General features: G+C 47.8%; 17 protein-coding genes. All 17 read left to right on the top strand.

Translation table 11 applies throughout. From position 1 onward, the window contains the following. Positions 1-134: 134 nt before the first annotated feature. The 17 genes from NQ534_RS01815 to NQ534_RS01735 all read left to right on the top strand — a co-directional run bounded on the left by NQ534_RS01815 (position 135) and on the right by NQ534_RS01735 (position 12,500). Complete coding sequence (locus tag NQ534_RS01815) at positions 135-788, top strand: hypothetical protein (protein WP_040783572.1); 654 nt, start codon at positions 135-137, stop codon at positions 786-788. Between the two features lie 73 nt (positions 789-861). After that, positions 862-1,755, top strand: coding sequence for a terminase small subunit (locus NQ534_RS01810; protein ID WP_006862389.1), 894 nt, complete (start codon positions 862-864; stop codon positions 1,753-1,755). A 10-nt stretch (positions 1,756-1,765) separates the two neighbouring features. Further along, entirely contained in the window at positions 1,766-3,253 is a 1,488-nt protein-coding gene (locus NQ534_RS01805) for a terminase B (RefSeq protein ID WP_040783656.1), read from the top strand. Positions 3,254-3,259: 6 nt separating this feature from the next. Further along, on the top strand, positions 3,260-4,633 hold the full coding sequence (locus NQ534_RS01800; protein ID WP_006862391.1) for a phage portal protein family protein: 1,374 nt from the start codon (positions 3,260-3,262) through the stop codon (positions 4,631-4,633). A gap of 1 nt (position 4,634) precedes the next feature. Next, positions 4,635-5,879 carry a phage minor head protein gene (locus NQ534_RS01795; protein ID WP_050778328.1) on the top strand — a complete coding sequence of 415 codons (1,245 nt, stop codon included), beginning with the start codon at positions 4,635-4,637 and terminating at the stop codon, positions 5,877-5,879. Then, positions 5,876-6,115, top strand: a complete 240-nt coding sequence (locus NQ534_RS01790; RefSeq protein ID WP_006862393.1) for a hypothetical protein — start codon at positions 5,876-5,878, stop codon at positions 6,113-6,115. The genes NQ534_RS01795 and NQ534_RS01790 overlap by 4 nt, the downstream gene beginning before the upstream one ends. A 97-nt stretch (positions 6,116-6,212) precedes the next feature. Beyond that, positions 6,213-6,692, top strand: coding sequence for an XkdF-like putative serine protease domain-containing protein (locus NQ534_RS01785; protein WP_006862394.1), 480 nt, complete (start codon positions 6,213-6,215; stop codon positions 6,690-6,692). Positions 6,693-6,742: 50 nt separating this feature from the next. Then, the gene (locus tag NQ534_RS01780) at positions 6,743-7,933 is read left to right on the top strand and encodes a hypothetical protein (protein WP_006862395.1); all 1,191 of its coding nucleotides are present in this window, start codon (positions 6,743-6,745) and stop codon (positions 7,931-7,933) included. 16 nt (positions 7,934-7,949) lie between these two features. Then, positions 7,950-8,399, top strand: coding sequence for a hypothetical protein (locus NQ534_RS01775; RefSeq protein WP_040783662.1), 450 nt, complete (start codon positions 7,950-7,952; stop codon positions 8,397-8,399). 13 nt (positions 8,400-8,412) lie between these two features. Further along, positions 8,413-9,447 (top strand): hypothetical protein, encoded by a 1,035-nt coding sequence (locus NQ534_RS01770; RefSeq protein ID WP_006862397.1) that lies wholly within the window; start codon positions 8,413-8,415, stop codon positions 9,445-9,447. 14 nt (positions 9,448-9,461) lie between these two features. Continuing rightward, the gene (locus NQ534_RS01765; RefSeq protein ID WP_006862398.1) at positions 9,462-9,893 is read left to right on the top strand and encodes a hypothetical protein; all 432 of its coding nucleotides are present in this window, start codon (positions 9,462-9,464) and stop codon (positions 9,891-9,893) included. Beyond that, positions 9,893-10,336, top strand: coding sequence for a hypothetical protein (locus tag NQ534_RS01760; RefSeq protein ID WP_006862399.1), 444 nt, complete (start codon positions 9,893-9,895; stop codon positions 10,334-10,336). The genes NQ534_RS01765 and NQ534_RS01760 overlap by 1 nt, the downstream gene beginning before the upstream one ends. Next, positions 10,333-10,695, top strand: coding sequence for a head-tail adaptor protein (locus NQ534_RS01755; protein ID WP_006862400.1), 363 nt, complete (start codon positions 10,333-10,335; stop codon positions 10,693-10,695). Before NQ534_RS01760 ends, NQ534_RS01755 begins: the two co-directional genes overlap by 4 nt. Further along, entirely contained in the window at positions 10,692-11,072 is a 381-nt protein-coding gene (locus tag NQ534_RS01750) for an HK97-gp10 family putative phage morphogenesis protein (RefSeq protein ID WP_006862401.1), read from the top strand. The genes NQ534_RS01755 and NQ534_RS01750 overlap by 4 nt, the downstream gene beginning before the upstream one ends. A gap of 4 nt (positions 11,073-11,076) precedes the next feature. Next, the gene (locus tag NQ534_RS01745; protein WP_006862402.1) at positions 11,077-11,382 is read left to right on the top strand and encodes a DUF5026 domain-containing protein; all 306 of its coding nucleotides are present in this window, start codon (positions 11,077-11,079) and stop codon (positions 11,380-11,382) included. Continuing rightward, on the top strand, positions 11,369-12,241 hold the full coding sequence (locus tag NQ534_RS01740) for a hypothetical protein (protein WP_040783574.1): 873 nt from the start codon (positions 11,369-11,371) through the stop codon (positions 12,239-12,241). The genes NQ534_RS01745 and NQ534_RS01740 overlap by 14 nt, the downstream gene beginning before the upstream one ends. A gap of 19 nt (positions 12,242-12,260) precedes the next feature. Then, positions 12,261-12,500, top strand: a complete 240-nt coding sequence (locus NQ534_RS01735; RefSeq protein WP_006862404.1) for a YqzN/YkzM domain-containing protein — start codon at positions 12,261-12,263, stop codon at positions 12,498-12,500. Positions 12,501-12,503: the final 3 nt, after the last annotated feature.

Here is a 12,503-nt window from a genome sequence, read left to right as displayed (position 1 = left end):
CTTTTCTTTTACCTTTCTCCCCATAGTTTTCTTATTTGTGAGCGCCTTGTGGGACAATACAGCATATTTTAACAATTGAATATTAATTGCCAGCGATGTATAATACACAAAAAAAATGTGGAGAGGTGTGTTATATGTTTACTGAGGACTTTAAACAGTATATTAAGTTTCCAGAAGATATCGAACTGGTAGTGCATATATTCGAAAGCAGTAGTAGGATGTGCGAAGAGAGAATAAAGATGACTTCAGATGAGCGAATGAAGAAAGTGTTGCAGTCGGATAAGTACAGTAGCGCAGATGGTTGTATTATAATACCTCCGTTATCGGAAAATAGGTTTGATATTCTGGTAGTTAATTCAGACTTAGTTACGTATAATTTGTGGCATGAAATGGTTCATGTACGCAATGTAGTAGAATATCGTAATAGAACAGGGCAAAATTATGACAGACTTTATTCACACATTTTATTTGTGAATTGGGACGAGTTTGAGGCAAGAAAGATGTCTACGAGATATTTGTACGAAAAGATGTTTGAATCTTCCGGTATGGCATATGATGATTTCATAGAGGAGCGTCAAGGCGTATTTGAAAATCTTGCAAGAACACTCGAAGAATATATTACCGTAGATGAAATAACTAAAGAAGATAATAGTAAATATAACCTTATGCAGTATTTGGGTTTTGTAGCAGCGATTGAGGAATTGTGCAAAGATAAATTTGTTTTGCCGAGATTTTTAGAAAGTCATAAAACCGCTATGGAATTTTATGAACAATTTAAGGCAATATGATACATTACCAGCCATCAATATCGGTGGTTGGTTTTTTAGTGCATAAAATCAATCAGACAGGAAGGTGAGGTGAATGCCGCGGAAGCCAGATGAAAGAATGAGCCAGGCAAAAGAGATGTTTCTCGGAGGCATGAAATTGGTTGAGATTGCAGGTCGGCTAAATCTGCCGGAAGGGACAATCCGACGCTGGAAGAGCACATATAAATGGGAAAATCCGAACGGTGACGATAACGAACGTTCGGATAAAAATAACGAGCGTTCGGATGCGAAAAGCGAACGTTCGGAAAGAAAACAGAACAGAAAAAGAAAAATGATCGCTGAAGCAGTCACGCAGGTACTGGAAAATCCGGATCTGACTGATAAACAGCGGCTTTTTTGCTGCCTGTATATACGCTGCTTTAATGCTACAAAGGCATATCAGAAAGCATATGGGTGCAGCTACGAAACAGCGCTGACAAACGGATCGGCATTACTCAAAAATACTCGGGTCAGAGAAGAAATCCGGGAGCTGAAGAAGGACAGGCTGAACCGTGAAATGCTGGATGAGCATGACATATTCCAGAAATACATAGACATTGCGTTTGCTAATATAACTGATTTCGTAGAGTTTGGGCAGGAACAGATACATGTTATATCTATGTATGGACCGGTACAGGTTGCTGATCCGGAGACAGGAAAAAAGGTGCCGCTGATGAAGACAGTAAATTCCGTCCGGCTCAGGGAACACACAGACGTAGACGGCACGTTGATTTCCGAAGTCAAGCAGGGACGGGACGGAGCAAGTATAAAGCTTGCCGACAGGATGAAAGCCCTGCAGTGGCTGACCGATCACATGGATCTGGCTACAGCCGAACAGCGTGCCAGAATCGAACTGCTGAAAGCGCAGACAGCAGATGCTGTAAGCACTGGAAACGAAGAGGTGGAGGACTGGATTGATGCAGTAAATGACGATGCTGCGGAGGAATGAGGAAATGCAGATGGATAAAGAACTGCCTCCGAACAGGATACGCAGGAGAAAATTCTTCAGGGAACGCATCCCGCGGTACAGGAAAGATCCGGTATTATATGCAAGAGAAGTGCTGCAGTTTGAACCGGATGAGTGGCAGAGGGATGCACTGATGGATCTGGCGGAGGAGTCAAGAGTTGCAGTGAAATCCGGACAGGGCGTCGGAAAGACCGGAATAGAGGCGGTAGCGGTGCTCTGGTTTCTGTCCTGCTTCAGGTATGCGAGGGTAGTAGCTACGGCGCCGACCAGGCAGCAGCTCCATGATGTACTGTGGAGCGAGATTGCGAAATGGCAGGAACGGTCTCCGCTCTTAAAAGCTATCCTCAGATGGACCAAGACATATGTGTATGTCAAAGGATACGAAAAGCGATGGTTTGCGGTGGCAAGAACCGCAACAAAACCGGAGAACATGCAGGGATTCCACGAGGATAATATGCTGTTTATTGTGGATGAGGCTTCCGGTGTCGCTGATCCGATCATGGAGGCGGTTCTCGGTACACTATCCGGCGGAAATAATAAGCTGCTGATGTGCGGAAACCCGACAAGGACAACCGGTACATTTTATGACGCCTTTACCAAAGACCGCTCCATATTTGCCTGTCACACGGTATCTTCCCTGGATTCCAGCCGCACAGATAAAAACAATATTGATGCACTGATACGGAAGTACGGTGAGGACAGTAATCTCGTCCGGGTACGCGTTAAGGGACTTTTCCCGAAGCAGGATGATGATGTTTTTATTTCGCAGGAACTTATTGACCAGTGCACAAGCCGCCAGTATGAGCTTCCGGAAAGCAGAGGGATGGCGCAGGTTATACTTGGAGTGGATGTTGCCCGTTATGGAAATGATGAGACTGTTATTTACAGAAATTTCAAGGGCAGGATAAAAATGGTGAGAAACCGTCGTGGTCAGAACCTTATGGCTACTGCCGGGGACATTGTCCGGGAGTACAGGCACATTGTAGATGGCTATCCGGGATTTGATGGGAAAATATACATAAACATTGATGATACCGGACTGGGCGGAGGCGTGACAGACCGGCTGCGGGAAGTAAAAAAAGAACAAAAACTGACAAGAATGGTAATCATCCCGATAAACGCGGCAGAAAAAATAGAAACAGATACAAAAGCCGGCAAAGAAGCAGCAGAATACTATAATAATCTGACTACGCATATGTGGGCGGCAGTTAGAGAACTGCTGGAAAAGAGGGAGATTGTTATCGAAGATGATGCAGAAACTGTAGCGCAGCTATCCATGAGAAAATACACGGTAGCCAGTAATGGGAAAATAGAAATCGAGCCAAAGAAAGAAATGAAGAAAAGAGGACTTGATTCGCCAGACAGAGCGGATGCATTAACGCTGTCCTGCTATTTAGGGAAAATCAAGAAACATACCGGAGCGGCGCCAAATGAGAAAGCGGCACGGGAGCTTACAAAAGAAAATTACTGGAGGAGGTGATGGGCATTGAAAGAGTATGGCCGTATAGGGCAGAAACGCTGGGAGGGACAGTTTGCAGAAGAGTTCCTCCCAGAGCTGTCCGGAATGCGGGGTATTAAAGTATACCAGGAGATGGAAAAGAACGATGATACGGTAGGAGCCGTTATGTTTGCGATCAAGATGCTGATCCGGCAGGTAAAATGGCGGACAGATCCCGGAGGGAATACGGAAAAAGATGCAGAAGCAGCGCGGTTCATAGAAAGCTGCATGAATGATATGCAGAATACGTGGACGGATACGGTTTCGGAAATACTGTCATTTCTTGTATACGGATGGAGTTTCCACGAAATTGTTTACAAAAGAAGAAATGGAAAATCGAAAAACCCGCATGCATCAAGCAAATATTCTGATGGTCTTATCGGATGGCAGAAGATCCCGCCAAGGGCACAGGACACGCTTTTCCGGTGGGAATACGATTCTGCGGATAATCTGATCGGTATGACGCAGCAACCGCCACCGGATTATGGTCTGCTCACAATTCCCATCAGTAAGGCAATGCTGTTCCGGACGGAATCCGTAAAAGATAATCCGGAGGGCAGGAGCATACTGAGGAATGCCTACCGTCCGTGGTATTTCAAGCGCCGTATCCAGGAAATTGAAGCGATAGGCATTGAGAGGGACCTGGCCGGGCTGCCGGTATTGTATGCGGCGCAGGATGTTGATATATGGGATGACAGCGATCAGGATCTTGTGAAAATTAACAGCAGTCTGATTTCGATGGTCAAAAATATACGGAGAAATGAGTATGAGGGTCTGGTACTCCCGCATGGTTATAAAGCAGAGCTGCTGAGTACGGGCGGGGCACGCCAGTTTGACACAAATGCAATTATTAACAGATATGATAATAAAATCGCGCAGACTGTTCTCGCAGACTTTATTATGCTCGGGCATGAAAAAACGGGAAGCTTCGCACTCAGTTCTGATAAGACGGAGCTGTTTTCATCTGCTCTTGGAGCGTTCCTTGATGTCATATGCGAGACTTTTAATAACCAGGGGATACCGCGGTTAATTGACATGAACGGAGCGTATTTTGACGGGATTACGGATTATCCCTCGCTCGCCCATGGAGATGTGGATAAGAGAGATCTCACGAAGCTTTCGACATTACTCAGGGATATGGTAGGTGTCGGGATACTCATACCGGATGAAGATCTGGAGGACTATGTGCGGGAAGCAGCAAATCTTCCGGAGAGGAGCAGATTCGGTGAAAACAGGGTGAAAGATAAAACCCGGGAAAACCAGAGACGCGCACCTGAAAAGACTGCGGACAGACCGGAAGTAACGCCGGAAGACAATGCAGGAAAAATGGAAGAGGCGAGAAAACGTCTGGGAAGGAGCTGATATGGCACTTTGCCTTATAAATCCTCAGAAAAGAAAGATATCTGTTAAAAAAAATGAGGAATCGCAGGAAGCGCTGGACCGGCTGCAGGAGTGTCTGGAGGAAGCGCAGGAAGGACCTGTGCGCCTGCTGGAAAGATTCTGGCGTGACCAGGCGATGGTGCTTACCTATGCCGAACTAAGAGCCATCGTGACAGAAGATAATATTCCGGGAACAGTCATTGATGACTGGCAGAGGGATTACGCGAAGCTGATTGCAGATAAGGTGACACCTGTATGGAGAGCGGCGATGGCAGCAGGGGTACGGTCGAATCCGGTTCTGGACGGCATGGAGATAGACGCTGCAGCTCTGGCAAAAGACTGGATTGCAGACCACGGCGCCGAGCTTGTGACGAATCTGGTAGAAGAGCAGGTGCAGGCGATACGCTATGTGATGGGGGAATCAGTCCGCTACCAGATGGGTTCCGCAGAAACCGCGCAGTACATAAGACCGGTTATAGGGCTTACAGAGAGTCAGACTGCTGCAAATATGAAATATTATAACAGTATAAAAGAGCAGATGATGGAGAATCATCCGCGAATGCAGAAGGAAACAATTGAAAGAAAGGCGAGGGAGTCTGCGGCAAGATATGCGTCAAAGCAGCACAGGAGCAGAGCGGAAACAATTGCCCGGACAGAGATTGTTACAGCGTATCATGAGGGAAATGACCGGGCTGTGAGGGATGGGATCAGAAATAATGCATTTCCCAGGATGCGAAAAGAATGGTCTACCTCTCTGGATGACAAGGTGTGCCCCGCGTGTATGGCGCTTGAGGGAGTTGCGATTGACATGGAGGAAGAATTTTCTGTAAAATCCGGAAAAAGGACCATCACAAAAATGCTTCCGCCGCTTCATCCACGCTGCGCCTGCGCAATAAAATATGTTGAAAGCAGCGGAAAAGATGCTATAATAAGGGCAGATAAAATTATTGAGGGACATGACAGAGCACCTAAAGAAGAAAAACCGGGTGTGGTAATAGATCATATCGGAAAAAATGGAAAAGCAGATATCAGAACATATTACGATTCACTTGGGATGAAGCGTCGGGAGGTGCATACGACAGATCATGGAAATTCCGGACAGCATCCGTACGGAAAAAATGGTGAACATGTTCACATCTATGCATGGGATACTGATGGAAGATTAAAGAAGAGAATCGTCAGGGAAGTGTATGAGACAGAGCGAAAGGAGAACGGTGATATTTTATGAGTGCAAGTGAGCTGAGAGAAATTATTTCTGAATGTTGCAGCGACCAGGTATTCTCATATAACGGGAAACCTTCCGGGATAACGGCTGAGGTAAATAATTATATCCCTGTATTTCATGTCTGGCATGGGGATAAGTTAAAGGATTTTGACGATGTTGATATTCTGATGTCCGAACCGTTCTTCAGTGGGAAGTCTTTAAATGAGCTTGCCGGGGAAATAGACTTTGATTCATTGTAAGTGCAATAATATATAAAAACTTACTGGCAGTTACGAAAAAGCATTCTGGTTACAGGGTGCTTTTTTTGTACCATTTTAGCGGAAAGGAAGCAGAAGAGTGAAGACATTTAACGAAATACTCAAGATCAGGGATGAGCCAGAAACGCAGGCTGGTTCCATGGCGAAGCAGCGTTTCCGGATACAGAAGTCCGATGATGGGAAAATGCAGGCGTTCGGCTGGGCAAGCGTAGCCATAACCGAAGAGGGAGTAACCATTGAGGACTGGCAGGGCGATCTTCTGGATCCGGAGGATCTGGAAAGGGCAGCATATAACTATGTAAAGCTTTACCGTGAAGGCGGGGAAATGCACCTGCGCGGGGGAGCAGCTGTCCTTATTGAAAGTGTTGTCCTCACGACCGAGAAGATGCGGGCCATGGGAATTCCGGAAGGAACACTGCCTGTCGGGTGGTGGATCGGATTCCAGATCACGGACAAAGCGGTATGGGAAAAGGTTAAGGATGGAACATACAGCATGTTTTCCATTGAGGGAGAAGCCGAAAGAATAGAAGTGTCCGGGCAGCAGGGGAGCGGAAATTAGAAGATGGCTTTTATGATAAGCAGAAATTGCAGGAGAAAGGAGGAGATGGAATGGCAACCAGATTGAAGAATCTGAATGTGAAAAAAGTGGATTTTGTAGATGAAGGGGCGAACCAGCGGGCAGACATTAAACTGCTGAAAAGCAGGGAGGGGACGCCGGAAGAGACACCGGATGCAGAAACCGGGCTGTTTAAAAGGTTTATGAACTGGCTGACGGGTGAAGTGAAGAAATCAGCTACCACGTTTGATGAACAGATTAACGAGGTGAGTATGGATAAGATCCGGGATGAAATCTGGTATGTATGTAACGCGCTCCAGAATGCACTGAATTCTATTCTGTGTGATCCGGAGCTGGATGGCCAGACCCGTCAGTCCGCCATGGAACAGAGCCTTGAGCAGTTCCAGACAGCCATCCATTTGTATGCGTCCAAATGGATGGCCGGAACGACGGCAGACATCCGGAAAAGCTTTGATACACCGGATGAAACGGACCTGCCAATGATCATGAAGGCTCATGAGAATTTGGGAATGATTATTGAAAAATCAAGGAATAAGAAAGGAGAACTGGAGGAAATGCTGAAGATCGATAAAGCAAAAATGACGCCAGAGGAAAGAGCAGTATATGAAGATATTGTTAAAAAGTATGCGGTAGATGTGGAAAAAGAGAAGGATCCCGATGATATCGGGAAAGTAAAACCGCAGGAAGATCCGGATGAGGTCGAGGAAGAGGGGGCTGAAAAGAAGAAAAGCTGTGCGAAATCCGCAACTCATATTAAGGAGGGGCAGGAACACGGGACAGGAGAAGACCTGTACAAAGGACTCCATCCGGCTGTCCGGTCGGAGCTGGAGGCGCTGAAAAAGTTCCGGGAAGAAGCGGAGACACGGGAGCTGATGGAGGTGGCGAAGAGGTATGAGATCATTGGAAAGAAGCCGGAAGAACTTGTACAGACGTTAAAATCACTGAAGGCAGCCGGAGGAAGTGCTTATGCGGATATGATCGACACCCTGGATGCAACTGTGGCAGCAGTTGAGAAATCGGGGATTTTTACTGAGTTCGGGAAATCTTTCTCCGGAGGCGGACAGACAATCGTTTCGAAATCATCTGCAGAGGGAAAGATCGACACGATTGCAAAATCCTACATAGAAAAGGATCCATCCATGACCATGGCAGCGGCAGTTGCAAAAGCCTGGGAGAACCATCCGGAACTTATGGCCGATTATGAGGATGAGGCAGGATATTAAAGAGAGGAGTGAAAAAATGGGTAAGAACTACAATGGAACGCAGATTAACCAGTCCGTAAGTATTGTGGAGAAAGCTGGCATGGATATTGATGATGCCCGTAACCGTGTCATGAAATATGATGAGGACGGAAACGTCGTACCTGCGGAAGCCGGAACAGATATTCCGCTGGGCGTTGCGATCATCGAGACCGGATACAATGATATTTCCGGTGGGAATTCCGGAAAGGTGAAAAAGGGAGAGGACATTGATATCCAGATCAAGGATATCGGATACGCCATTGCGGGAGCGGATATCAAGAAGGGGCAGGAAGTGACGGCAGGCACTGGCGGAACCGTTTCCCCGGCGACAGGGGGAAACTATGTTCTGGGCATTGCCCTTTGCAATGCAGGCAAAGGCGCATACTGCAGGATCCAGATTGTAAAATACCAGAAAGCCGCGGCATCCGGCGGAACATCAACTGATTAAGGAGGAGTGGAATATGGCAAATAATAGAAACACAACAGCAGGAATACAGTCGGAGATTGCGAAGGGAATCTTCCGGCCTCACACAGCGCTGACGAACATGGCGCTGGCATATTACCAGGCGGATGGGAATTATTTTGCAAAATCAATGTTCCCGGTATGCCCGGTAAACTTATCGTCTGATAATTACTATGTCTTTGACAAAGAAGATCTGCTCCGGGACAGCTGGCAGCGGAAACCGGCATATGGCAAGGTCTCTCCGACCGTTGTATCCGAGCATACGGAAACTTATAATTGCAAGGTGGACCAGATGATTATGGGCATTGACCAGATCCGGCAGACAGATCTGACAAGGAGGCAGGGACCGTCTGTTATGCAGCCAAAGCAGCAGAGGACAAAGACAATCGCGGAGCAGGCGAATATCCACCAGGACAGATTGTTTGCCGAGAATTATTTCAAGGCAGGCGTCTGGGCAAATGAAAAGGCAGGTGTCGATTCGACGGCGCCGGCTTCGGGGCAGTTTATCAAGTTTTCGAATGCAAATTCAGACCCGATTGCTTTTGTTGATGCAGAGAAAACAGAAATGAACCAGCAGACTGGACGCATGCCGAACCGCCTTGGTCTTGGCATCAATGTGTTTAATAAACTCAAGATCCATCCGGCAATCCTGGAAAGAGTAAAGTATGGCGGCAGCACTGCAAACCCGGCGTCAGTAACGGCGAATGTACTGGCACAGCTTTTTGGCGTGGAAAAAGTAGTCGTATTGAAGTCCATCATGAATAAGGCTGAAACGGGTGCCGGTGAAGACATGCAGTATATCGGTGATCCAGACGCCTTCCTGCTGGCTTATGCCACCAATGCACCAAGTATTGAGGAACCGTCTGCCGGATATATCTTTTCCTGGGACATGCTCGGAAATGGGCAGATTCTCCCGATTCTGAATTACCTGGGCGAGCAGGGAACGCATACGGAGTATATCGAGGGGCTGATGGCAGCAGACATGAAAATTACTTCCGCGGATCTCGGCAGATTCTACAGAGAAGTTGTCTGAGGAAGGAGGGCGCAATGAGATTTGTCGCAAATAAGCCCTGCAATATGGGCGGAAAGAGATATTTCATTGGCGAAGAAATCCCTCCGGATGAGATTCTGGATCCCGCAGCCCTTGAAAAAATGGGGATCATCCATGTGATCCATGATGGCATCCGGAAGGAAAGCAATGGAAGAGAGGAAGGAATGCCGGAGGTCACATTTTCCATCCAGATCATGAAAGAGGATGGGATGTTTGAGATTGGCGTTACGGAAGCCCAGATACGCGAGGTAATAAAAACCATGCAGATGGGTACCAGGGATGCTGTAGCCCATATCAGAGACGCTGTAACGGATGATACAGTGCTCATCATTCTGGATGCGGCAGATTCACGTGTGCAGATAAAGAAAGAAGCTGAGGCGAAGGCAAAAGAGATTGCCGGGGCGGAGGAAAGTAAAGGTGATGCGTGATGCCGGGAACATATACCTATGATCCTGCCGGAATCAATGCTTACGGGAAGGACCGTATGAGGTTTGAGCTTGGCGATGTAATGGTGGAAGGCCGGGAACAGACCTGCGCTTTGTGCGATGAAGAGTATGGAGCCGTGATTCCCGGGAACATCAGCACTGCGAGAAAATGGAACAGGGCGAAGCTGCGGTGCCTGGAGAGTATCATGCGGAAATTTGCATATGAACCGGACACAAAAGTGGGACCGCTATCGCTCGGGTTCGGTGAACGCGCGAAAATGTGGAAAGAAATGTATGATGAGCTGAAAAATGACCTGAAAGCCTGCGCTGCGTCAGCAGGAGGCATACTTGCGCAGGTAAATAATCCGGAAACCGGCGCTGTTACGCCACCGTATTTTTATGCAGGAATGATGTCCACAGAAGAAAGTGAGGGGAGAGATATATGATAAGCCCGTTTGGACAGATGTATCTCCGTCCTGGAAATCTGTGGACGGATTTTGAGGTAAGACGCAGTGTTTCCAGAAATGAAAATGGGTTTGCCGTCACAGAGTATGTGGCATGTGGAGTGTTGTCGGGTATTCTTGCGGAGGCATCCGCTACTGATGCTGACCGCACAAGACACAGATGGAACCAGGAGCAGCATTCTCTGACGCACACGCTGGTAATAAGGGGCAGGGCTGACGTACAGAAAGGAGATCAGCTCATAGCACAGGAGAGAGGATTTCTGGTACTTCTGTGTGATGATATCGGAAATCTTGGAGCGAGTGGTCTGATCTATCTGGAAGAAAGGAATGATATCAGATGAGACCGGCGGAAGCGATAGAAGCAGTACGGGTATCCGTGGAGATTGAACGCCGCGTGACAGAGGTCCAGGCAAGGATACGGTGTCCGAGAGGAGCGAATGCGCTGAGGAATGCAGAACTTACGGTCCTGTCGGGAAACCAGAGTCCTTCGCCGCCGGGGATGCCTCCGGGACGCCGGACCGGTATTTTACGGAACGCATGGTCTGCATTTAGCAGCGGAGGCGGTACGTCGTGCTCTTTCGGTATCCGGAGCTATGCTCATTATGCGGGGTATCTTGACGAAGGTACTTCCAGGATGGCTGCAAGGCCGTTTGTGGACAGGATACGGGAGACGGCAGAGCCGGATATTATGCGTATATTTGGAGAAATAGGAGGCTGACGGCATGTTGCTGGTAAAGACAGAGGTTGCAGGATTTAATCTGACGGAAATACGGCGCGGGACACTGATCTGTGCAAGGCACAGGACATGGACGCAGGGACAGCCGGGAATCGTAACAGAGGCTTCGGAAACGCTGCTCCGGGTACAGTATTTACCTTCCATCCAGAATGTCCGGAACCATTATATGATTCCTGCCAGTGAGGTAGAAGCAGGTGAATGGGAGATCCGGTATTCATCTGATGGACTTGAGAGCGTTTTAACCTATACGGTCCGGGATGCCGCAGGGGGTGATGAAAATGCTGCTGGATGAGATGATTTATCATAGGCTGGCAGAGTGCAGAGCTTTGGGAGAAAAACTGGCTGTCTATGCAGATGGTCCGGCTATTTTTAACACAGAATTCCCGTCCGACCAGCAGGAAGGATGGGGTGGAATGAATCAGTATCCGCGTATCTGTTATCGTACAGATATGCAGGTGAACCAGGAGCGGTCTTCTTCCGGAACGCTGCATGTTGCGGTTTACACAGACAGAACATCAAGGATCATTGAGGAACTGGAGACACAGGTCAGGGAATGTCTGAAAGATGTGCTGATGAAACCGTCAGACCAGGCGCCGTTTTGTGTGGCATGGGCCAGAACGGAAACCTATCAGATGTATGGATCTGCAGTGCTGTGCAGGGATATCCTGTTCGACGTCATTGAGTTTCCTGCGCAGGAAACGACGGATCCGGATCCGGTGATGGCAGTAGCAGAATTTATTAAAAAAATGTTTCCGGACGCAGTCGTGCTGGGTGTTGACCGGATTGGGGATTTTGTTAATCCGGCAGATAAACCGGTGTTTTACTGCAGATTGCAGGACATCCATGGAACAACTGGCCCATGTATGCATACCGTCTCATGGTTTATCGCGGGAGTGGCAGTGCATTTACTATATCCGACGGCGCTCACACGGCTGAAGATGATCGCTTCCATCAACCAGATTATGCAGATCAATGAAGAGATCATCATGCCAGACCAGTCTCCAATGATGATCCGGGAATTACGGATGGATAATAAAGCGGATTATCTCCGGGAAGGACAGCTTCTGGTAACTGGAAAATATGGATGTCTGAGAGGCGCGGAAAAGAAACATAATATGGATTTCATTGGTATGGGATTTACAGATTACTGATCTGCGAAAGGAGAAGATTATGGCAGAAGAAAAGAAAGAAGCGGCTGTATCAAAGTCCGGGGCTTCTGGTGGCGGAAAAAAGGAAAACACAGGAGCAGCGGTGTACCCGGTTGCGGAATTGATCGCGGAGAGCGAAAGGCTCTTTGGAACAAGGAAAGAGTGCGCGGTTGCTGCACTGAAGCCGTTGAAGGCGGAGATGCTGGATGTGAAAACGGCAAAGGCGGCAGTTGAAACGTTTATGAAAAGGAAAGTGAGGTAGAAG

The organism is Marvinbryantia formatexigens DSM 14469 (assembly GCF_025148285.1).
Lineage (GTDB): Bacteria > Bacillota > Clostridia > Lachnospirales > Lachnospiraceae > Marvinbryantia > Marvinbryantia formatexigens.
Note: the sequence above shows the minus strand (reverse complement) of the source record. Positions and strands in the feature narration are given on the sequence as shown.

Coding starts and splice junctions, on each gene's coding strand:
- NQ534_RS01790 (WP_006862393.1), top strand. CDS start 5,876: ATGAGTGCAAGTGAGCTGAGAGAAATTATTTCTGAATGTTGCAGCGAC.
- NQ534_RS01795 (WP_050778328.1), top strand. CDS start 4,635: ATGGCACTTTGCCTTATAAATCCTCAGAAAAGAAAGATATCTGTTAAA.
- NQ534_RS01765 (WP_006862398.1), top strand. CDS start 9,462: ATGAGATTTGTCGCAAATAAGCCCTGCAATATGGGCGGAAAGAGATAT.
- NQ534_RS01745 (WP_006862402.1), top strand. CDS start 11,077: ATGTTGCTGGTAAAGACAGAGGTTGCAGGATTTAATCTGACGGAAATA.
- NQ534_RS01815 (WP_040783572.1), top strand. CDS start 135: ATGTTTACTGAGGACTTTAAACAGTATATTAAGTTTCCAGAAGATATC.
- NQ534_RS01735 (WP_006862404.1), top strand. CDS start 12,261: ATGGCAGAAGAAAAGAAAGAAGCGGCTGTATCAAAGTCCGGGGCTTCT.
- NQ534_RS01780 (WP_006862395.1), top strand. CDS start 6,743: ATGGCAACCAGATTGAAGAATCTGAATGTGAAAAAAGTGGATTTTGTA.
- NQ534_RS01775 (WP_040783662.1), top strand. CDS start 7,950: ATGGGTAAGAACTACAATGGAACGCAGATTAACCAGTCCGTAAGTATT.
- NQ534_RS01750 (WP_006862401.1), top strand. CDS start 10,692: ATGAGACCGGCGGAAGCGATAGAAGCAGTACGGGTATCCGTGGAGATT.
- NQ534_RS01810 (WP_006862389.1), top strand. CDS start 862: ATGCCGCGGAAGCCAGATGAAAGAATGAGCCAGGCAAAAGAGATGTTT.
- NQ534_RS01760 (WP_006862399.1), top strand. CDS start 9,893: ATGCCGGGAACATATACCTATGATCCTGCCGGAATCAATGCTTACGGG.
- NQ534_RS01770 (WP_006862397.1), top strand. CDS start 8,413: ATGGCAAATAATAGAAACACAACAGCAGGAATACAGTCGGAGATTGCG.
- NQ534_RS01805 (WP_040783656.1), top strand. CDS start 1,766: ATGGATAAAGAACTGCCTCCGAACAGGATACGCAGGAGAAAATTCTTC.
- NQ534_RS01740 (WP_040783574.1), top strand. CDS start 11,369: ATGCTGCTGGATGAGATGATTTATCATAGGCTGGCAGAGTGCAGAGCT.
- NQ534_RS01755 (WP_006862400.1), top strand. CDS start 10,333: ATGATAAGCCCGTTTGGACAGATGTATCTCCGTCCTGGAAATCTGTGG.